The organism is Paenibacillus sp. FSL H8-0260 (assembly GCF_045040625.1).
GTDB classification, from domain to species: domain Bacteria; phylum Bacillota; class Bacilli; order Paenibacillales; family Paenibacillaceae; genus Paenibacillus_AQ; species Paenibacillus_AQ odorifer.
Genome location: NZ_CP150298.1, coordinates 1876073 through 1898242, shown reverse-complemented (window position 1 = coordinate 1898242; position 22170 = coordinate 1876073). Strand labels below are relative to the sequence as shown.

Below are 22170 nucleotides of genomic sequence, written 5' to 3'. Positions count from 1 at the left end.
TATGATTGCGCTATCATCACGAATAGTATCTCCCCATGTATTACGTCAATGTACGATTGCGCCCTTTTATAGTCTTATATTTACTATAACTAAAGTTATTCAAATTTCCCAGCTTCAACTACAAATTGTCCTTGAAATCATCTGCGAAAAAGTATATAACTAAATTAAGTTGTTATTATAAACTAACAAAACAATAATAACTATCTAACAAAATGAAGATTGCTAATTTTTCTATTTTTGTGTGTAAAGTGAGGATTCTCGATGATGTTAAACAACGAATACATTGCAGGCGTAACCTGGGGTTTCTCGGGTAGACGTGGTTCATGGACAACAAAAGAAGCTGAGTGTTCGCTGGAATTAATGTCCTCTGTCACCGGAGCGAACTGGACGGCCATTGCGCTCAGCGCGCTTCAAGCTACCGCTCATTCTACGGAAATCCCCTACTGGGAGGCTCCAACCGTTAGCGACGAAGAAGTGAAATGGGCTATCAGCAAAGCGAAGTCACTGCAGCTAAAAGTATGCCTGAAGCCGATTGTTAATTGTGCTGACGGAACTTGGCGTGCCCATATTAACTTTTTCGATAAGGATGTCCCTTGCGAGCCTAAATGGTCTGAGTGGTTCAGCTCTTATACTAAATTTATTCTGCACTATGCCGCTATCGCTGAGGAAACAGGCTGTGAGATGTTCTGTATTGGCTGTGAGCTTGTACAGACGGATAGACGCGAAGCCGAATGGCGTTCGCTTATTGCCGAGGTGCGGAAGGTCTACTCAGGTATTCTTACTTATAATTGCGATAAGTATCAGGAGGATAACGTAACCTGGTGGGATGCGCTCGATGTGATTTCTTCAAGTGGGTATTATCCAGCTAGTGATTGGGAGGCTCAGCTCGACCGGATTGAGCAAGTGGTGCGCTCACAGAATAAGCCGTTCTTTTTCATGGAAGCAGGTTGCCCAAGCCGGAGCGGGAGCGCTGCGATTCCCAATGATTGGACTTTAAAGGGCGAACCCAGTCAAGAAGAACAAAGTAAATTCTATCAGGCAATGTTTCAAGGCTGTGAGCACAGAGATTGGGTTCAGGGCTTTATGCTCTGGGATTGGCCTACTCATCTTTATCCAATTGAAGAAGCAGTACAGAATGATGATTACTGTATGTACGGTAAGCAAGCCGCTGGGATCATCAACGAATATTTCACCTCAAAAATCACCAAATAATGTGAGGAGTGACTGATTACAATGATTAATTCACCAGAATTATGGTTGACCCAACTTGAGGATGAGCTGCAGGATAATATTCTTAGTTTTTGGATGAAACAGACGAAGGACGAAGTGAACGGCGGTTTTATAGGTGAAATCGACAATCAGCTGAACATTACTCCTAACGCAGAGAAAAGCCTTGTGCTTAATGCCCGGATTCTTTGGTCCTTTGCGAGCGCTTACCGGATCTACGGTAAACCGGAATATCTGGCGATGGCAGAACGTGCTTATACCTACCTGATGGAACACTTCATTGATAAAGAGTATGGCGGATTATACTGGATGGTGGATGCTGAGGGCAGACCTTCTCAAGAGAAAAAGCAGATCTATGGCCAATCCTTTGCTATCTACGCACTGGCTGAATTCTACCATGCGACCGGACGTCCAGAAGTCTTAGAGGATGCGATTCAATTATTCCAGCTAGTTGAAAAATACGGCTATGATTCTATTTATAAAGGTTATGTCGAAGCTTTATCACGGGAATGGCAAATTACTGATAACCTCAGTCTCAGCAGCAAGGATATGAATGAAAAAAAATCTATGAATACCCATCTGCATGTTCTGGAAGCGTATACCGGTCTCTATCGAGTATGGAAGTCGGAGGAACTAAAGAGCACACTAACTGAGCTAATCGAAACGATGCTGGATCATATCATTGATCAGGAAGGCCAGCATTTTCATCTTTTCTTAGATGAAGCATGGAATGTGAAATCAGATATTATCTCCTACGGACATGACATCGAAGGAAGCTGGCTGCTGGTGGAAGCCGCTGAAACCCTTGGAGAAGAGCAGCTGCTGCAGCGTGTGCGAACAGTCGCTGTCTCCATGGCAGAAGCCGTTCTTGCGGAAGGTATAGATAGCGATGGAGGGATATGGAATGAAGCTGACCCAAGCGGGCTGCTGAGCAAAGATAAAGATTGGTGGCCGCAAGCTGAGGCGGTTGTTGGATTCTATAATGCTTATCAGCTGACTGGTAACAGCAAATTTAATGAGGCTGCCCAAGCCTCCTGGACTTTTATCGATAAATACATGGTGGATCACAAGCTGGGTGAATGGTACTGGGGCGTGGACGAGAACCTTCAGCCCCTGCCTCACGGATCAAAGGTTAGCGCCTGGAAATGTCCTTATCATAACAGCAGAGCCTGCTTCGAAATGATCGCACGACTGAAATCAACTATAAAGGAGACTGTCTAATGTCATCATTATTCCAAGAACGCAAACAACAATTAACAGAACGTTATGAAGCCCTGATCGCTCGCAAGAACGAAAAGCTTCCTTATGGAAACGGCATTTATGACCGATATGCTCATCCACTGCTAACTGCTGAGCATGCGCCCTTAATCTGGCGTTATGATTTTAACCCAGATACCAACCCTTATTTTGCCGAAAGAATTGGCGTCAACGGCGTCTTCAACCCGGGTGCTATTGCACTGAATGGCAAATTCTATCTTGTTGCTCGCGTGGAAGGCAATGACCGCAAATCTTTTTTCGCTGTAGCAGAAAGCGACAATGGCGTGGACGGTTTCCGCTTCTGGGATCATCCAGTTGTGCTGCCGGAGACAGAAGTTCCTGATATCAACGTCTACGACATGCGCCTCGTTAGCCATGAAGATGGCTGGATCTACGGCCTCTTCTGTACAGAACGCAAAGATCCAGAAGCTCCACATGGTGACCTTTCTAGCGCAGTAGCACAGTGTGGTATTGTTCGCACCAAAGATCTGAAGACCTGGGAACGTCTGGCGGATCTCAAAACAGGCTCTGCTCAGCAGCGTAATGTCGTGCTACACCCTGAATTTGTAGATGGAAAATACGCTTTCTACACTCGCCCACAAGATGGCTTTATCGATGCAGGTTCCGGTGGCGGTATTGGCTGGGGACTCTCGGATACAATTGAAGATGCCGTAATTACCAGCGAGACTATCATGGACGAACGCTACTACCATACCATCAAGGAAGTTAAAAATGGCCAAGGTCCAGCTCCAATCAAAACTGCAAAAGGCTGGCTGCATATTGCTCATGGTGTACGCAACACAGCTGCTGGACTCCGATACGTGCTATATGCTTTCTTGTCTGACCTGGATGAGCCAAACAAAGTTACTCATTCACCTGGCGGTCATTTCATCGCACCAGACGGTGAAGAACGTGTCGGCGATGTCTCCAATGTCGTGTTCTGTAATGGCGTGATTGCACTTGATAACGGTGAAATCTATATTTACTACGCCTCCTCCGACACTCGTATCCATGTGGCTACAACTACCGTTGACCAAATGTTAGATTATGTGCTGAACACTCCAGAGGATCCCCTTCGCTCTTATGCTTGTGTACAGCAACGTATTGCTCTTATTGATCGTAATTTAGCATTGTAAAAAAGTTCATAAACCCTAAAAATTAACAGAGCAGCGATTCTCCTATATTAGGAGGATCGCTGCTCTGCGTTTTGATCATTCACTGTTTGCTTCAAGCGAATATCAATCATCCAGAGTAACTTAAGGACTCAGATGACGCTATTCACATGTATTTAGCCTTCAAAGTAAGTTTTCGGACTCCAGGGGCGCTATTCCCTGAAAAGAGTCCCATTTGGGGCGTTTTCTAGGCCGATAGCTGCGCTGGAGTCCGTTAGCATTGTAAATATCGGATAATACTGCATATAGGGTCTGCTGTGGACCTCTGTCAAGAAAGTGGACAGTCACGCAACAGACATTCTAGTCAATTGCTCAGCAAAACGAACTGGAGAAAGATACCCCAGCGCGCCATGCATTCGCTTGCGGTTATAGTAAAACTCAATATATTGAAAAAGTGTTTGGTAGGCTTGCTCCTTAGTTTTGAATCGCGGATTACAATAAATGAGCTCCTTTTTCAAAATGCTGTGCCACGACTCGATACAGGCGTTATCATAACAGTTACCTCTGCGGCTCATGCTGGACTCCATGCCATACGCTTTCAACTGCTTCGTGTATTCATGAGAAGTATATTGAGAACCTCTATCGGAGTGATGTAATAGACCCTTTTCCGGTTGTTTAGCTTCGTAAGCATCTTGTAAGGCGCCCGAAATTAAGCTAGTTTCCATATGGTTCTCCAAGCGCCACCCCACGATTTCGCGCGTGCAAAGGTCCATCACACTAGCCAGGTACAAGCGCCCTCCCCGGCAAGGAATGTACGTAATGTCGGTAACCCATACTGAATTGGGTCTGCGTATTTTAAATTGCTGGTTCAGCGTATTCGGGGAAATCGGATGGTCATGATTGGAGTCAGTGGTCTGTACCCGATACGTTTTGGAGACAATGGAGCGAAGCTTCATATGTCGCATGTACACACTCACCGTGCGTTCGGTAACGGTATAACCTTCTTGATGTAACAGGCGGGTGATCTTCGGACTCCCATACCGCTTTTGATGGTCTGTAAAATGATACTGAATTCGCTTCATTATCGCAGCCTTACGAAGCATATGCGTACTGGTTTTTTCTGTCCGCCACTTGTAGTACCCGCTCCGTGACACATGTAGGGTCATGCACATCTTCTCCAAGAGAAACTCGGAGCGATGTTTTTCAATAAACTGGAATCTCAGTTCCTTGGTTTGCTGAAGATGTGCACTGCTTTTTTTACGATCGCTAATTCCTCTTCCACATCGGCAATCTTGTTATCTTTTTCTTGAAGTTGACGGCTCATTTCTTTCAACTGTGCCTCGAGTTCCCGTACTCGATCCACGCTAGCTGCCGGTTCATTCTTTAGTTCTCGATACTGGCTCATCCATTGATGCAGGGTACTTTTTGGGATGTTAAGCTCTTCCGCCAAGTCGCCCACTGTCTTTGTTTGCTCTTGAATGAACTGCACTGTCTGTTTTTTAAACTCTTCGTTATACCGTTGTCGATGTTCTCCCATGTGAACACACCTCCGTGGACTCATTATCGCCAGTCTGTTAACTACTGTCCACTTTTTATTCTAGCTTCACTGTGTCCGTTAGCAGGTTAATATGCGTATTTGATTGCGTATTTGATTGCGTATTTGATTGTGGTTTTAATTGCGTATTTGATAGTATTTGCCGTTTGCCTTTTCGACACAAAAAGCCTTTTACATGACGCACATCCATACTTTTCAGCCCATTCATGAGTAATTCCTATAGATTAAGCTCAAAATAGGTCAGTAACCCCTAACTCCAAGGAGGCTGAGATATTAATGTTCAAACGTATGGATGAAATCATGATTGAGATTCCTGAAGTTGAGAAGCCCGATCCCAATGCTGCTGCCGCTGTTCAGGAATTACTTGGCGGAAAGTTCGGAGAAATGTCGACCCTTAACAATTACCTCTTTCAATCCTTTAATTTCCGTTCAAAAGACAAGCTGAAGCCTTTTTATGATTTGGTGATGAGCATAACAGCGGAAGAGCTTGGCCATGTCGAGCTGGTTTCGCATGCCATCAACAAATGTCTTCGAGGGTCAACAAGTTATAAAGAGCCCGATTCCACCCCTCTAGGGTCCGCAAAAGATGCGCGTCTATCCTATCACTTTCTGGCTGGTGCACAAGGGGCTATGCCTTTTGATTCAACGGGGAACCCGTGGACCGGAGCAAACGTCTTTAATAGCGGCAACCTAGTGGAAGATCTGCTACATAACTTCTTCCTCGAATGCGGAGCCAGAACACATAAAATGAAGGTCTACGAAATGACAGACCATCCAGCTGCACGCGCTGTAGTCGGATTCCTTTTAGTCCGTGGTGGTGTCCACGTGGTCGCTTATGCCAAAGCCATCGAAGTGGCAACAGGTGTTAATGTAACTAAGCTCGTACCGATTCCTTCGTTAAATAATAAATCATTCAGTGAAGCAAAAAAATATGAAGAAAAAGGCGTGCATACCAAGCTATACACCTGGAGTGAAAGTGACTTCGGCGCCATCGATCAGATTTGGAAGGGAACCCACCCAGAGGATAATCTTCCGCTTGAAGTTATTCAAGGAGCCCCTAAAGGCTTTCCGATCCCCGTTGCTCCGGCAGTCGAAGAGGAATTCGCTCCCGGAATCTCCCCCGAAGACTTTAAAGAAATTGCCAAACGCCTCAAAATGGCTGGAAACATTACAGACTAATATTCATAGTGAATCTGGTGAGGAAGTTACTTACAATCTTCCTTACCCTAGATTCACTTTTTTTAATTGTACAAACTGCGGAACTCATCCTCAAGCATGGACATCAGAATCATGTTATGAAACTCTCCGTCTACATAAAGAGCATCGCGCTCCACACCGTCGCGTTGAAAACCAAGCTTCTCATAGACATGAACGGCTCTGGGGTTAAAAGTATATACGCCGAGATGGATGCGATGCAGCTTCAAAGTTTCAAAGCCATATCGCAGCATTTGAATCATAGCTTCAGTACCGTAACCTTTACCCCGATGTTCATGCCCACAAATGCCGATCCGGATATTTGCACTACGATTGTCCGGATCTATTTCATTTAGTACCACTTCTCCGATGAGCTCACCCGTGTCCTTTACTATAATCATAAGATCCACACGATCCTCGGCTGGAACACCAATCTTACGAATCCAAGCTGCCGTCTGCTCACGGGAGAAATCTCCTTGTGATCCTGTTAATTGCCCCATCTCAACATCAAGTAAAAATTTATAATAAGCCTCCAGATCGGACGCTTGCACACCGCGTAGTTGAATCTGTTCGCCTTCAATCTTTGGCATGGCAACTGATTCTGTCATAACTAAACTCCCCCTTACTCAAGCAAAACTAGATTCCATGGCTTATATACTTTTTAGATCAACATAGTTCTAGTCTCGCGGCTTATCCACGGAATCACGATGTACAATATCCGCTGCAATAAGAATTTTCTCAAGCGGTGCAGAAGGATTATGAATACGGCTCAGAAGTTTCTCCACTGCGGCTCGGCCCATCGCTTCTTTAGGAACATGAACAGTTGTAAGCGGTGGAACCCCTCTTAAGGCATCCTCAATATTATCAAAGCCAGTAACCGAGATATCCTCCGGAATATTAAACCCTTCTTCCTTGAGGATATCACTGACCGAAAGGGCTGTGGAGTCGTTAGCGCAAACCAAGGCTGTCGGGAGTGTTTTGGCTTTTTTACGCTTATTCACCCAGTTTTTAAAATCCTCCTGAAATAAGTCTTCCTCCACCCCTTCCAGAAAAAGATTCGCATCATCTTCCAAAGGCAGTCTTATTCCGCTCTCCTCCAGCGCACTCCGGAAGCCAATCCACCGATCGCGGAAACTGCGTGAGAATCCAATATTGCCGATAAAATGCATTTGGGTATGGCCTGTGCCCATCAAATGATTTGTAAGCCGAGCCATAGAATCCACATTATTCGCAAACACGGTATCACTTGGAATTAGCGGATCTTCATGGTCAATCAACACCATCGGCAAACCAATACGGTGTACCTCAAGCAGCAAGGAAGTAGAGATTTGGCCCACACCTATCAAACCAAGGATTCCATTGGGATTCAAAATATTAACAAAATTATCCGCACGGTTCTCGGAGATAATGACCATCCCAAGCCCTTCCTGATCCAGCGCAATAGCAATACCATCCACAATTTTTCCCCAATACAAGGAATCCTGCGTCTGAGAACGAATATTCGGCATTAACACCAGCACGGATTGCTTATTCCGATCCCCGCCACCTACCGGAGGCGTGCGTTTTATACCTTGGACAAAAGCATTTTTTTGCGTAAAATAACCCAGCTGCGATGCCGCTTGAATCACTCGTTCTCTTGTCGTCTCATTAACGCCGCCTTTACCCGAAAGTGACTTGGAGACAACGAATTTGGATACGCCGAGATGATCAGCGATTTTTTGCATGGTAACCTTTTTAGCCATATATAACCCTCCAGAGAATGTCATCAAATTTATGTAGTACTAACTTTAAGGCTGAGAAGTTTGTGGTGCTCCTGCCCGCGCTTCCTTCCATTTTGCATTTAATTCGTCAAAAGCCTTTTGTAAATCAGGCGCAGCCAGTAACTCCTGAATATAATCTCCGGACCAAAAGGACATTTTGGCTCTATTCGCCAGCTCGATGAACGCATCACTTTGTACAGTAGCATCGAGTAGCTTAGGCTTATAAGATAAAAACTCACGATACTGCGACATAGAGGGATTCAAGCTTCCATCTGCCGGAAGAAATCCCCAATCATCTCGATAGGAAGTCTCCTTCACAAAAAAATTCAACCACGCCATAGCAAGCTCTTTGTTCTTGGTATATTTACTAACCCCCATGAACCAATCTGGATTGATCGGCGCATAATGAGCACTGCTATTATCATACGGAAACGGGAAGAATCCAATATCATCCGGGGCAGCCCCCACATCAAGGACTTGTCCAATCGTCCAATTTCCCAGTAAATACATCCCTGCTTGACCTTTAGCTAGCTTAGTCTTCGATATCTCCCAATTGTTCGAGAATAGTTCATCTTCAACATAGCCTTTACCAATTAAGGTTCGAGCAATGGAAATTGATTTCCCCCACTCATTATCAAGCTGCCACGGGCTATTCTCATTTACCATATTATTTAGATACTCTGGATTACCTGTCATATAGTTAACCAAACTGTTTCCCCATTCACGTAAAGGCCAGACGGCTCCATAATTCATATATAGGGGGATAATACCCGCTTGTTTTAATTTCGCACAAGCTTCGTAGAATTCATCCAGCGTCTTAGGAACAGTAGCTATTCCTGCTTTTTCGAATGCCTTTTTATTATAGACAATCCCAACCGTAGTAGTCCCCGTGGACAGCCCATAACGTTTCCCGTTATACGTAGCAAAAGAGGTGAAACGCTCACTAGCGGCGGTTTCTTCATCCAGCGGTTCGAAAAAATAATCCAGCTCCTTTGACGGAAGATTCACCGGAAGCAACAGTACATCACCGGCATCTTTCGTGGACAGCCGTACCAGAATATCCGTTGCATAATTGGACAAACCTTCAAATTCCACATTGGCTTCGGGGTATCTCTGTTTAAATTGGTCCGCGTATCCTTGAAAAGTTCCGTTCTCAATCAGATCTATTCGATTGGTCATCATGACTATGGTGCCGGACAAGTCAGACTTCACCTCGTCTCCAACTGGAGGCGGGGTGGATTCCGTCTGCTTATTGTTATTGGCACAGCTACTACTCAATAACACTAAGAGAAGTAACAGTATGGTCCGCATAGTCCATTCTAATTTCAACCCCTTCAACGGACAGCCCCCTCTTATTTCGTTACTCAGGTAAGCCAATTAATTCCTGCTCCAGTAATGGCAGCGACAAAATAACATCGGTCCCTCGTCCAAGCTCACTATATACCTGGATCCCAAATGCCGCTCCATAATGAAGACGCACTCGCTGCTGTACATTTTTCATGCCTATCCCCCCGTTAATGCTTTTCTTAGGAGGACTTTCGTTCTGCAGCCCATCATTCAATTTCTCCAAAGTCTTCTCATCCATTCCGATCCCGTCGTCTTTAATATGAAACAACAGCATTTGCTCTGTAATCTCGCAGCGGATGCTTAAAAGCATTTGCGGCTTATTATCATCTAAGCCATGGTAAGCTGCATTCTCAATGATAGGCTGGAAGACCAGCTTGATAATAGAGTAATTATCTAACGACTTCGGCACATCGATATCCAGTAAAAAACGGTTAGGATAACGATAGTTCAGCAGCTCGACGTAATTACGCACATACCCAAGCTCTTGCTTCAATGTCGTATTACCACTCAGATCACTTGTACTGTACCGTAGCAGTTTGCCCAGAATAGAGATCATATCCGCAGCTTCGACATCATCATTCAGCTCGGCGGTCATTCGGATGGACTCCAGTGTGTTATAGATAAAATGAGGATTGATTTGACTCTGCAGCGCATGAAGCTCTGCTTCCTTTTTCTGTTCTTCTATGCGGTAAATATCCTGAATTAGCTGCCTGATTCGGGCTAACATACGATTAAATTGATGCCCCAGCAGACCAATTTCGTCACGCCGTTTAACTCTGAACATCACATCCAGATCGCCGCCCTGAACTTTTTTCATCAATTGAATCATTTGAGTCAGCGATTTAGTAAGGGCAACGGAAAGAATAATCGAAATAATTAACGCTAGTACTATGATACTTAATGTAGCAGCAAGTGTTGTATTACGGGTCAGCTTCACATCACGCATCAGTACATCAACAGGAATAGAGATAATTACCTTCCAATTGGTTTTGGTAGAGCCAGAGTAAATATTCAACCGCTCTTTTCCGTTGACTGTATCATAAAAGCTTCCAGAAATGCCTCCAACTCTTTTGAACAAGTCTGAATCAGAAATATCTGTGGCCAGCAGCTTCTTGTCGCTGTCGTAGATGACCATTCCCTTCTCATCCACAATCAACGACTTCCCATGGGTGACTTTATCCAGCTCCGTAACTTGATTCTCCAAATTGCTAATATTCGCTTCAACCGCAATCAGCCCGATTGGATTTAACAAGCCATCCACGATTTTGCGAACAACGGTAAAAGCATATCGGGTGCTCTGCAGATTACTTGTATACGCTTGAGTACCGAACAATAATGCTTCTCCGCTGGAATCCTTAGTCTGCTGGCTCCAGTATTTATAGCTTTGTTCGAGATCAAGTCGTACGCCACCATCCTTCGCAGAATAATAACCATTTCCGTAAGCGTCAAAAATATAAACTGAGTTCGCACCTCGCTTAATATTGTTAATAAACGAAATGTTGCCCTCTATCCCCCGTTGAATGGACAACAGAAGATCAAAATCACCGGGCGACAAAGCAGTACTCCCAGTTGCGCCTCCCATAATCTTTTTCTGCTCATGGTAGTTGTTAGAACGTATTAAATTCTGTTTGATATCATTCACATAGGCGGGCATAGATGAAATACGCTTCATATCTTCGATATAATCGTCTACTCCATCCATCATTTGATCGATTAATTTCTCAGAATAAGCAATGGTGTTCCCCTGAATAGATTCCGAGTAGCTCTTGAAGGTAAATACACTGATGAAGGATAGCGGGAGGGTAATGATAATTAAAAAGACGAGGAGCAGCTTGCGTTCCATGCTCATGTCCCCGATAACGGACCACCAGCCAGAGATGCGTCTACCTTTCATTTGGTCCTTCTCCTTAATACTTTTTACCTAACTTGTTATTAAATTATAACAAATACCTAACAAAGTTATTATACGGTGTAGTTCTTCATTACACAACAACAAACCGCCTCTTCATGTTGAAGAAGCGGTTTTGTTAGGTAAACAATTTAGAAATTAGTGATGAATCCACTCATTTTATAGTGAATAATGACAGCTTGTCCTTCAATTGACCTGAAGCACTTTCCAGCTTGCCAGATAATGAAACGAGTTGATCACTTACATTTTGCTGTTCATTACTGAGTGAAGCTACTTCTTGGGAAGTTGCTGAAGATTGCTCAGCTACGGCGCTAACGTTCCCCATAGCCTCTGACAACACACCTTGCGAATGATTCAGACTGCTAATCGCTGTCGTCACCGATTCCAGGCTTGTTATGAATTCATCCATCTGTCCTTTTACGGACAGGAAGATATCACTTGTACTCTTCACGGAGCTTACTTGTTCTTTAAACAGTGGTGCTACTTCGGATAATACAGCTTCCGTTTCGTTCATTTCCGCCATGATCTTATCCGTAATTCCAGCAACAAGGGCAATAGATTGTTTCGATTGGTCAGCAAGCTGCCGCACTTCACCCGCAACTACCATGAAGCCCTTACCAGCTTCTCCTGCACGAGCGGCTTCTATTGTTGCATTTAACGATAAGATATTCGTCTGTTGCGTGATACTCTTCATCACATCCAACACCTTAATTACGGAGAATACTGTCTCCTTCAGGTGGTTGACACGTTCGACAAGTGCACTTGTTTTTTCTCCAGTGCGGCTAGTCTGATCCAGCAGGTCAGTTAATTGCTTAGCGCCTTGAGCACTAGCTTCACCAACCCCACGTGCTGCTTCATCCATCTCAGTGTTGGCATATATTACAGTCTGCATTTGCGTAGCAATCACATCTGTTAGCTCATTACCTCGTTCAGCTTCAAGCGCCAGACTGCCTGCCCCACCGGCAATTTCTTCCGTAGCGGCTGCGATTTCCTTCGCAGAAATAGCTGTCTTCCGTGAGGCTTCACCAAGCTCACCAGCGGTCTCCAGCACATCCCGAGCGGTTTCTGTCGTTTGCGATACAAGCTCAGTAATACGCTCCATCATCACGTTAAAGGAAGCTGATAGCTGGCCAATTTCATCTTTAGAAACATATTCTGTACGTACACTTAGATCACCACCTGCACCTTGTACCATAAGATCCTTCAAGCGTGCTAGAGGGCGAGCAATCATACGCACCATCCAGATCCCGATTACTATGGCTAGCAGAGCCGCACCAGCAGCCGCAATAAAAGTAGTCAACAGAATCGGACGTGCTTCTTTTACTAGCTCATCTGTTGGGACTACCCCTGCCAACTTCCAATCCGCCCGGATCATTGGATTAAAGACAGCAAGGATTTCTTTCCCGTTTGTATCCTTCTCATCCAAGCTTTTGTTATCCTTTTTACTTGCCTGAATAAAAGCGAACTCTGAAGGTTTACCATCATCTTTTGAATCCGAAGAAGCTACTACGGTTCCATCAGGAGTGACAAGTTGAATTCGAGAGCCATCTCCCAGCTGTACACTTGCGAATGATTCCTCCAGCAATGTATTCTTCAACACAAGGATGACTATGTATCCTGTACCTGAGCCCAGGGTTTTGAGAGATCTTGCCATAGCAATATTTTTGTCTCCATCACCTTGAACAGCTGTCGAGAACCATATGTTCTTGGCTGCATCACCATCACCTTTAGAATAGTAGGATTCATAAGATGCAGTGTTGTCGACAATCTTCTTATACCATTCTTGTTCTCTTATGTTATCTAACTTAATGCCGCCACTGCCACTTGTAACAATGTCTTGATCAGGCGACTCCGGGATCAAAGAAACACTAAGAATATTAGAATCCGTTGTAATCTGACTGGACAACTTTTTACTTACTGCGCTTGTAGCTTCAAATTTCTCATAGGAAGATTGTGCAGTCACTAAAGACTTCAAATCTTCTTGCATCTGCGCATCAAAATAAAGCTGTAAAGCCAAGTTCTCGTACTGCTTCAAAGTAATATCTAACTTCTCTGAGGTCTGAATAATAGTCTGACGGTAGGCTTCCGATACGTTGTTCTTAATTGTCTTCTTGGCTTTTGAATAAGATAGCAGTCCAAGTGCCATTACCACAATTACAATTGCACACAAAAATATCAGGAATATCTTCACGCCAACAGATTCCATAGGATTAACTCTTTTGATCTGTCCCCGCAAATCTATCCCATTCTTCAAATTAAACTTAGGTGTCTTAACTGCCCCTTCAATCTTGCTTGTTTCCTTGTTTCCTGTGATCGCCGATTTCTTATTCTTTTTATTCATGCTAAACCTTCTCTCATTATGCTTTTCACTAATACTATCTTGATCAGGATCCCCCATCTTGATCACCTACCCGCTAATATTAGAATACGCATGAAAGCGTTAACCAATATATATATCGGCGTATTAGGTCTTTTTCCTTAGCTTTACGAGACTTTTTTTACAACTTTTAACCTATGTATGTTTAAACATAATAAATAGCTTGCTGCACCTCCTCTCTTGGAGATATTTGTTAATCCCTAATATATATAACTTATTGTTTGCTTTGTCAAAAAGAAAAACAGGGAGGCTCTTGGATGACCAAAGGCTTCCCTGTTTTTTATTAAAACTTCTTCTTACGCATCATATCAAAGTATGCAACCGGTTGATCTACCTTCATACGAATAGGTTGCAGTGGATGACGGGCAGCATCAAGCGAATTGCCTTTCTCATCCCATATTTCGCCAACCGTTTGCTTGAAGAACGTATCGTTAGGTCCAAAGAATTCTACTTCCTGACCTGGCTTAAAGTGATTGCGCTGTTGAACTAGTGCCGTACCACTTTCAGCATCGTACTCAATTACAAGTCCAGCAAAATCATACGGAGCTGCTTTTTCTTCAGGCTCATAGATATGATCTTCATGATCCGGAGTATCATAGAAGAATCCTGTGTTTAGCGGACGGTTAGCGGCTTTATTAAGCTCATCCAGCCATTCCTGCTTCAATTCATACCCTTCCGGATCTGCCATATAAGCATCAATGGCTTTACGATATGCATTAACGACAGTAGCCACATAGTGGATTGACTTCATTCGTCCTTCGATCTTGAAGCTGTCGATGCCCACTTCAATCAGTTCAGGTATACTTTCCAGCATACACAAATCCTTAGAGCCCATGGAGAAGGGATTATCTCCTTGCTGATGCAGTGGAATCTGAGTTACCCCGGGAAGCAAAGGAGCTGGAGATTTCGCTTCAGCCTGCTCTTCCTCAGACACCCAAGTCCCTTCCGGACGTGCATCCTCAAACAAATCATATTTCCAGCGGCAAGACTGGCAACAGCCCCCGCGATTGGAATCACGGTCGGTGAAATGGTTGGACAAAACACAACGACCCGAATACGAGGAACACATTGCACCATGGATGAAGCTTTCGATTTCAATGTCGACATGTTTTTTAATCTCAGCGATCTCTTCCAGGCTTGTCTCACGGCCCAAAACAACACGCGGAAGCCCCTCTTCCTTCCAGAAGGACACCGCTTGCCAGTTCAATGTAGACTGTTGTGTACTCAAATGCACTTCAAGTCCAGGCACTAACCGGCGTGCTGTATCTACAATGATTGGATCAGCTACGATAATAGCAGCAATGCCAGCTTCATATAAGTTACGCAGGTATTCTTCAATTCCCGCGACATCTTCATTGTGAGCATAAATGTTTGTTGCAACAAATACCTTAGCGCCATATTTCTTGGCGAATTCAACACCTTCGCGCATTTCCTCGAAGCTGAAATTATCTGCGCCGGAACGCAAGCCGTATTGTTGTCCTCCGATATAAACAGCATCCGCACCATAGTGTACTGCGAACTTCAATTTTTCCAAATTACCAGCCGGAGCGAGGAGCTCCGGTTTGTCCAGACGGTAACGTTTGCCCTTATATTGCGGCTTTGTCATGGTTCCCATTCCTGTTCTCCCCTCCATCGCCCACAAAGCTAAGTCACATGCTATAAATGCTGTACCTAATCTTCGTGGGGACCTATAACCTCTTTATTTTTGTCAAACTTAATATACTTGCTCTTTATAGAAAAATCCGAAGCTTAACTCCCGTTCAGGGTCCTGCACCGTTCTGATTACATCCATCCATTCCTCATTGAAGGCATAACCTTCCGGATCAGCCGCATAAAGATCTATAGCTTTACGATAAGTCTTCACAACCGTTACATTATACGCTATCGATTTCATGAGTCCCTCAATCTTAAGGCTGTGTATACCTGCAGCCATCAGAATATGCAGATCCTCCAAAATACAAATATCATCCGGGCTCATAATATGAGTGCCGTTCTCGTCTTCATAAATCGGGAATTTCTGGTCATCTCGTTCTTCCTCAATCAGAAATAGTCCGCGTTCCTTCCCGAGACTCCCTCCATCATTAGGACGGCCTTGATGTGACATATAGCTTTCAACAAGCTTCCGCTTGGAATGGTATATATTGGTCATTCCATGAACCTGCACCTGTGCCTCAATCTCCAAAAGCGGAACCATTTCCGTCATTTCATCCATATTCAGCTCACGGGCCAGCACAACGCGAGAAGCCCCCTTGCGTCCCCAATAATTCGCGGTCGCGTAGTTGGTGGAAGTCATTTCCGCATTCCAGTGCAGCTTCATTGCTGGCGCTTCTTTCTTCACAGTGGTTAACACTGCTGGATCTCCGAATTCAACACCATCAATGCCAAGCTCACCTAAAGCCTTCACATAGGCAGGAAGCTCATCCAGCAGACGGTTGGACATCAGCCCACCCAAGCTTGCATACACTTTGGAGCCTCGCGAATGTGCCATTTCTACGACAGTCGCTGTATCCTCCAGAGAGAAATGTCCAGCAAGCCGCATCCCGAAACGGTCATCCCCAATGAGCAACGCATCTGCTCCGGCATCCAGCAGAGCAGCAGCTTCCTCCAAGGACGCTGCCGTCACCAGCAATTCCGGTTTGTTAGTCATGTTGTACCTCCTACTTGTACAGTTATTTCAACCGCACCACTCTTCATTTTAATAGTTTATTTCGATTCTTGCTTACTTTTTTCGATATTGGCTAAATGTTCCTTGTAGGTCTTAGCAAATAAATGGCCCTGTGTACCATCTTTTTTGGTCACATAGAAGTAATATTCAGAAGCTTCTGGTTCGAGTGCCGCTTGAATGGACTCCAGCCCCGGATTACTAATAGGTCCCGGAGGAAGTCCAATATTCTTATACGTATTATATGGACTATCAACTTCCAAATCTTTATACAAAAGTCTTTCCTTCTGCTTATTGAGTAAATATTGAACGGTAGCGTCGATCTCCAGCTTCTGCTCTTTCTTTAGGCGGTTATAAATAACACCAGCCACAAGCGGACGTTCACTATCCACCACAACTTCCCGCTCAACCAGCGAAGCTACGGTCAACAGTTCATGCAGAGACAATCCACGCGTTTCTAGCTTTTGCTGCCAGTTAGGAATCGTATCGAGCTTCTTCTGGAACTGATCCAAAAGCGCTTCTACAACTTCCTGGGGCGTGCTATCTTTGGCCAGTTCATAGGTTTCGGGGAATAAATATCCTTCAAGACGGTGGCGTAGATTCTTATCCTGCGGGATACCCAGAATATCAATCCCCTTCAAACCTGCACCAGTATCCATAATTTCAAGAAAAGCAGCCGCATCCTGATTCCAGGCTTCAGCGAGCTTCTTAGCGATCTGCTCAGCAGTATATCCTTCGGGGATAGTAAAGACCACAGTTTCTTCCTTAACTACATCACCTGCATTTAATCTTGCAATGAGTTCATCATAGCTGTCACCGGGCTTAGCGATATAAGTACCTGCTTTGAAGCTAGAGCCTTCTTTAGTCCATTTCAAATATCCCTTAAAAAAAAGACTCTTACGGATAATGCCATTCTGCTCAAGCAGATCAGCAATCTCCGCACTTCCCATGCCCTTCTCTATCGTAAATGTTACAGCAGGACCTGCAGGCTCTACCGGCTGCATCCCGTTCCAAATGTACCATGCGCCCCCACCTCCTGCTGCTACCAGCAAAAGAATAATGATTAACACAGTACGGATTGCGGATTTCAAGTCTGGTTCCTCACTTTCCGACTATAAAGTATAAAAGTGTATTGCCTAAAATTCAATATATATTTCCTTAGATTGATGTATATAGGATATTGCTCGCATTTCAAGCAAAAAGAGCGCGGAATTCTCCGCCCTCTTCCGTGCCCATCATAAATGTAACGTACATGTTTAAGTTTTATTCAGCGCCATCTGCTGGAAAAGTCATCTCATCGTATAGCTCAGAGATGTCTTCCCACTCTTCATCGTCCATAATGCTCTCCAATTCCGGAAGTCCGTCAGAAGAGACAACGATACGCAGGATTTCATACTCCACGTCTTTGCCAGAGCCTTTCAGCACTGCATATCCGCGATCACCGACTTCAAATTCGGCGATAATATCGTAAATGGAAGATTTGCCTTGCTCATCTTCCAGTTCTACAGTTTCTCCGTAGGCTTCTTTAAGCCGTGAAGTCCATACCGCTTGATCAGCGGATATCTCAGTCATTCTCCGATCCTCCGTCCAACTCGTCGACCAGTGTGTTGAAAGTCTCTTCGACAATCGCCCACTCCTCGTCATTATCGATCATGAACAATTGAAGATCGTCGCCTTCTTCCACATAACGGAACGCGTATACCTCATCGGTTTCCTCGTCCTCGGAGTCTAGCGGAACCACCATCATATACTTAGCGTCCGAGCCATCAACCTCAAACTTCATAATGACCTCGAATTCCTCTTCATTACCTTCCTCATCGGGAATATAGATAATTTCCGGTTCTTCCTCTTGGCCAATCTGTTCGTTTGTCATATCCTCGCACCCCTCACCTTTTACTGTTAGCATCCAAAAAATTTTGCAAAATCAGGGCTGCAGCCATTTTATCCACAATCCCCTTGCGTTTCTTCCGGCTGACGTCCCCTTCAATCAGCACCCGCTCTGCGGATACCGTCGTCAGACGCTCATCCCAAAGGTGTACGGGCATATCTAACTGTTCCCGTAGCTTATCAGCGAACTCTATACAGATTTCGCCCCGGGGTCCTACTGAGCCGTTCATATTCTTCGGTAGACCAACTACAATCTCTCCAATTTCGTGCTCTGCAACAAGTTCACGAATGCGTTCGAACTCATTACCCGTACCTCGGCGCTCAATCGTTTCAAGAGCTTGTGCCGTCCAGCCAAAAACATCACTTGTGGCTACACCGATTCTACGGTCGCCATAATCTAAACCTAACTTCTTCTTCATTTCGGATTGTCCACCCTGTGATTGACGAGATAGAATCTAACCAGCTCTTCAATCAGCTCATCACGTTCTTTTCTCCGGACCAAACTTCTCGCATTGTTATGGCGCGGAATGTAAGCCGGATCTCCGGAAAGAAGATACCCTACGATCTGATTGATCGGATGATACTCTTTCTCCACCAGTGCATCGTATACTGCTAGCAATATTTCCTGGGGAGAAGCTTCCTTTTCGTCGCCCTTCACATTGAATTTGACCGTTTTGTCCATGGAGTCCATTTGTGACACCTTCCTTCTGCAAAATCGCCTTTTGGGACGGCTTCGCAAAGTTGCTACTGTGCAGCTCGCTTGCTTCCTTTATCATAACATATTCATGCCCCAACGAGGAAATCCTGCCCGTTATTAACGCTTTTTTTGGCATTTTCTCTACAAAAATTATGATATTTTTGGCTTTTAAGCTATTGTCAAGCACAATTATTCATGAATATCTAACATCCTGCTAATAAAGAGTAGCGGTACTGATATCAAACTCTCAGTACCGCTATGTTTTCTCGTAATACGTTTAGTTAGAGAAATGGTTTCGTAATTTTAACTTAGGCTAAGGAAGCTACCAATTCTTCAGCCTTTGCCAATGCTTCGTTTAGCTTAGAAGCATCTTTACCGCCGGCTTGCGCCATATCTGGACGCCCACCGCCACCACCGCCGCAAACCGCTGCAATTTCTTTAACGAGTTTACCAGCGTGGAAACCTTTCTTCACCAGGTCTTGCGGTACAGATACTACAAAGTTCACCTTATCATCCATCGCCGCACCTAGTACAAGCACTGCATCCGGAAGCTTGGATTTCAATTCATCCGCTGTGGAACGCAAAGCATCCATATTGCCTGCTTGAACAGCAACAGCCAGGAGCTGCGTACCTGCGCCAACTGTCTTCACACTGCTTGTAAGTTCAGCAGCAAAAGTAGCACTCAGCTTGGATTGCAGGGACTCATTCTCACGCGAAAGCTCACGCACCTGGTTATGCAGCGCTTCGATCCGTTTCGGAACGTCATTCAGAGAAGACTTAAGAAGGCCTGCTGATTGTTTGAGCAAATCTAGCTGACTTTCAGTGAACTGGTAAGCGTAACGTCCGGTAACCGCCTCGATGCGGCGCACTCCGGAACCAATGCCACTTTCGCTAAGCAGCTTGAAAATTCCGATTTGCGACGTGTTGGATACATGACAACCACCGCAAAGCTCAAGGCTGTAATCGCCCACTTGAACGACACGGACGATATTACCGTATTTTTCACCAAAGAGTGCCATTGCTCCCATTGCTTTAGCTTCATCAATCGGCTTGTTCTCAATCACTACATCTAGACCGCGCCAGATTTGTGCATTTACGCGATGTTCGATATCGCTCAATTCTTCTGGAGTAATCGCTCCAAAATGGGAGAAGTCAAACCGCAAACGAGCACCTTCCACTAAAGATCCCGCTTGATTAACATGCCCGCCAAGAACTTCTTTAAGCGCTTTGTGCAATAAATGGGTAGCTGTGTGGTTCTTCACGATATCTTCACGCTCCGCACGATCCACTTCCGCGCGAACGGATTCGCCCACTTTCAATTCTCCCGCTTCCACAGTTACCAAATGTACGTGTTGGCCGTGTGGAGCTTTAAAGAGTCCTTTTACCTTAGCTGTAACTGAACCCCCAGTAAGCACACCCGTGTCACTTACTTGTCCGCCGCTCTCAGCATAGAACGGTGTTGTATCAAGAATAACTTGGCATTCTGCGCCTTCACCGGCGACATCTACCAATTCATCACCCACAACAATAGCCAGGATTTTCGACTCTGTTACCGAGTCATTATATCCAACAAATTCACTTTTAACCGTCAGGTCTGCTAGTGCGCCTCCCTGGATCTTCATGCTGCCGCCATCATGACGTGCAGCCCTCGCACGGTCACGTTGCTCCTGCATAGCCGCATCAAAACCTTCTCGGTCTACAGTTAAACCTTGCTCCGCTGCGAAATCTTCGGTCAGGTCAAATGGGAACCCATAAGTATCATATAACTTAAATGCATCGGCTCCAGCAATATTGCTGAGACCCTCTGCTTTTGCTTTAGCACTGATCTCACCCAAAATAGCCAATCCGTCAGACAATGTTTCGTGGAAACGTTCTTCTTCAGTACGAATAATCTTTGCGATATATTCGCGGTTGTCCACAACGGATGGATAGTAGACACCCATAATTTCGCCAACGGTTTCAGTCAGCTCATACAGGAATGGACGATCCAGACCCAAGGTCTTTCCGTACCGAACAGCACGGCGAAGCAAACGGCGGATAATATAACCGCGTCCTTCATTAGAAGGAAGTACTCCATCCCCTACCGCAAAAGTAACAGTACGCACATGGTCAGCGATTACTTTAAGCGCGATATCCTGCTCAACGTTATCTTTATAAGTTACACCCGCGAGCTGTGCTGTCTTTTGAATAATAGGTTGGAACAAATCAGTGTCGAAGTTCGAATCTACATCCTGTAGAATGGATGCAAAACGCTCCAAGCCAGCCCCTGTATCAATGTTTTTATTCGGAAGCGGCGTATAGCTGCCATCCTTGTTATGGTTGAATTGTGAGAACACCAGGTTCCATAATTCTAACCAGCGTTCATTTTCTCCACCTGGATACATTTCCGGATCGCTCATATCACTGCCGTAAGCTTCACCACGGTCATAAAAGATTTCCGAGCAAGGACCGCATGGGCCTTCGCCAATATCCCAGAAATTATCGTCGCCCAGCTTAATGATGCGTTCAGCAGGCAGGCCAACCTTTTCATTCCACAGCTTAAATGCCTCTTCATCCTCTGCGTACACCGTTACGGAAATACGTTCCGGGTCAAAGCCGATCCACTCTTTGCCGGTTAGGAACTCCCAAGCCCATGTGATAGCTTCTTCTTTGAAATAATCGCCGATGGAGAAGTTACCCAGCATCTCGAAAAATGTATGGTGACGGCGTGTCTTACCCACATTCTCGATATCATTGGTACGAATACATTTTTGTGAGTTAGTCAGGCGCGGATTTTCTGGAACCTCCCGGCCATCGAAGTACACTTTCAAAGGTGCCATACCCGCATTGATCCACAGAAGCGAAGGATCGTTGTGAGGAACGAGGGACGCACTTGGTTCAATCTTGTGACCTTTACTTTCAAAAAATTTAAGCCATTTGGAACGAATTTCACTTGCTTTCATCATTTACAGCTCCCGTCTCATCTTTTTACTTCGGCATTTACACCGGAAATTACAAAATACCTAAAAAATAAAAACAAAAAAAACGCCCCTGAATAATTCAGGGACGATTAATATCGCGGTACCACCCTGGTTATCGCCTTGACCCCACTAATGGGACAATTGCAGACGATCGCCTTGTCGCGGCTGATAACGGGCGCCCCCGGTGAGCATTGATCTCACACTCCGAAATTAGCTTTCCACCGGC

19 protein-coding genes are annotated in these 22170 nt (G+C 44.9%); 4 read left to right on the top strand and 15 right to left on the bottom strand.

What is annotated here, in order from left to right; genetic code table 11:
• Positions 1 to 261 precede the first annotated feature (261 nt).
• From MHI51_RS08155 to MHI51_RS08145, 3 genes are read left to right on the top strand one after another with little or no spacing between them, the layout of a single operon-like run.
• Positions 262 to 1212, top strand: a complete 951-nt coding sequence (locus tag MHI51_RS08155; protein WP_076218141.1) for a glycoside hydrolase family 113 — start codon at positions 262 to 264, stop codon at positions 1210 to 1212.
• A 21-nt stretch (positions 1213 to 1233) separates the two neighbouring features.
• Complete coding sequence (locus MHI51_RS08150) at positions 1234 to 2448, top strand: AGE family epimerase/isomerase (RefSeq protein WP_076218142.1); 1215 nt, start codon at positions 1234 to 1236, stop codon at positions 2446 to 2448.
• A complete protein-coding gene (locus tag MHI51_RS08145) occupies positions 2448 to 3620 on the top strand; it encodes a glycosidase (protein ID WP_076279759.1) in 1173 nt (390 codons plus the stop codon). The genes MHI51_RS08150 and MHI51_RS08145 overlap by 1 nt, the downstream gene beginning before the upstream one ends.
• A 320-nt stretch (positions 3621 to 3940) precedes the next feature.
• Here the strand turns inward: MHI51_RS08145 and MHI51_RS08140 are convergent, their stop codons facing one another.
• Together MHI51_RS08140 and MHI51_RS08135 are read right to left on the bottom strand one after the other, a co-directional pair.
• Positions 3941 to 4804, bottom strand: a complete 864-nt coding sequence (locus tag MHI51_RS08140; RefSeq protein WP_405174048.1) for an IS3 family transposase — start codon at positions 4802 to 4804, stop codon at positions 3941 to 3943.
• A gap of 11 nt (positions 4805 to 4815) precedes the next feature.
• Positions 4816 to 5133, bottom strand: coding sequence for a transposase (locus tag MHI51_RS08135; protein ID WP_036683594.1), 318 nt, complete (start codon positions 5131 to 5133; stop codon positions 4816 to 4818).
• A gap of 294 nt (positions 5134 to 5427) precedes the next feature.
• Between MHI51_RS08135 and MHI51_RS08130 the strand changes: the two genes are divergently transcribed.
• Positions 5428 to 6330, top strand: coding sequence for a manganese catalase family protein (locus MHI51_RS08130; protein ID WP_036675571.1), 903 nt, complete (start codon positions 5428 to 5430; stop codon positions 6328 to 6330).
• A 62-nt stretch (positions 6331 to 6392) separates the two neighbouring features.
• Here the strand turns inward: MHI51_RS08130 and MHI51_RS08125 are convergent, their stop codons facing one another.
• The 13 genes from MHI51_RS08125 to alaS all read right to left on the bottom strand — a co-directional run bounded on the left by MHI51_RS08125 (position 6393) and on the right by alaS (position 21926).
• Positions 6393 to 6953 (bottom strand): GNAT family N-acetyltransferase, encoded by a 561-nt coding sequence (locus MHI51_RS08125; RefSeq protein ID WP_076218144.1) that lies wholly within the window; start codon positions 6951 to 6953, stop codon positions 6393 to 6395.
• A 69-nt stretch (positions 6954 to 7022) separates the two neighbouring features.
• Positions 7023 to 8087, bottom strand: a complete 1065-nt coding sequence (locus MHI51_RS08120) for a LacI family DNA-binding transcriptional regulator (protein WP_076126305.1) — start codon at positions 8085 to 8087, stop codon at positions 7023 to 7025.
• 45 nt (positions 8088 to 8132) lie between these two features.
• Positions 8133 to 9443, bottom strand: a complete 1311-nt coding sequence (locus MHI51_RS08115; protein WP_405173755.1) for an ABC transporter substrate-binding protein — start codon at positions 9441 to 9443, stop codon at positions 8133 to 8135.
• 22 nt (positions 9444 to 9465) lie between these two features.
• Positions 9466 to 11346, bottom strand: coding sequence for a sensor histidine kinase (locus tag MHI51_RS08110; protein WP_405173754.1), 1881 nt, complete (start codon positions 11344 to 11346; stop codon positions 9466 to 9468).
• Positions 11347 to 11515: 169 nt separating this feature from the next.
• On the bottom strand, positions 11516 to 13702 hold the full coding sequence (locus MHI51_RS08105; RefSeq protein WP_248547696.1) for a methyl-accepting chemotaxis protein: 2187 nt from the start codon (positions 13700 to 13702) through the stop codon (positions 11516 to 11518).
• Between the two features lie 319 nt (positions 13703 to 14021).
• Entirely contained in the window at positions 14022 to 15353 is a 1332-nt protein-coding gene (locus MHI51_RS08100) for a U32 family peptidase (RefSeq protein WP_036675585.1), read from the bottom strand.
• A gap of 99 nt (positions 15354 to 15452) precedes the next feature.
• Positions 15453 to 16385, bottom strand: coding sequence for a peptidase U32 family protein (locus MHI51_RS08095; RefSeq protein WP_405173753.1), 933 nt, complete (start codon positions 16383 to 16385; stop codon positions 15453 to 15455).
• A gap of 56 nt (positions 16386 to 16441) precedes the next feature.
• Positions 16442 to 17491: an endolytic transglycosylase MltG gene (gene mltG / locus MHI51_RS08090; protein ID WP_256721812.1), complete on the bottom strand. Its 1050-nt coding sequence runs from the start codon at positions 17489 to 17491 to the stop codon at positions 16442 to 16444.
• Positions 17492 to 17663: 172 nt separating this feature from the next.
• Positions 17664 to 17972 carry a DUF1292 domain-containing protein gene (locus MHI51_RS08085; RefSeq protein WP_076104918.1) on the bottom strand — a complete coding sequence of 103 codons (309 nt, stop codon included), beginning with the start codon at positions 17970 to 17972 and terminating at the stop codon, positions 17664 to 17666.
• Positions 17965 to 18273 carry a DUF1292 domain-containing protein gene (locus MHI51_RS08080; protein ID WP_038569507.1) on the bottom strand — a complete coding sequence of 103 codons (309 nt, stop codon included), beginning with the start codon at positions 18271 to 18273 and terminating at the stop codon, positions 17965 to 17967. The genes MHI51_RS08085 and MHI51_RS08080 overlap by 8 nt, the downstream gene beginning before the upstream one ends.
• A gap of 13 nt (positions 18274 to 18286) precedes the next feature.
• On the bottom strand, positions 18287 to 18706 hold the full coding sequence (ruvX, locus tag MHI51_RS08075; protein WP_076277088.1) for a Holliday junction resolvase RuvX: 420 nt from the start codon (positions 18704 to 18706) through the stop codon (positions 18287 to 18289).
• A complete protein-coding gene (locus MHI51_RS08070) occupies positions 18703 to 18978 on the bottom strand; it encodes an IreB family regulatory phosphoprotein (RefSeq protein WP_036675601.1) in 276 nt (91 codons plus the stop codon). The genes ruvX and MHI51_RS08070 overlap by 4 nt, the downstream gene beginning before the upstream one ends.
• Positions 18979 to 19292: 314 nt before the next feature.
• A complete protein-coding gene (gene alaS / locus MHI51_RS08065; protein ID WP_405174047.1) occupies positions 19293 to 21926 on the bottom strand; it encodes an alanine--tRNA ligase in 2634 nt (877 codons plus the stop codon).
• Positions 21927 to 22170: the final 244 nt, after the last annotated feature.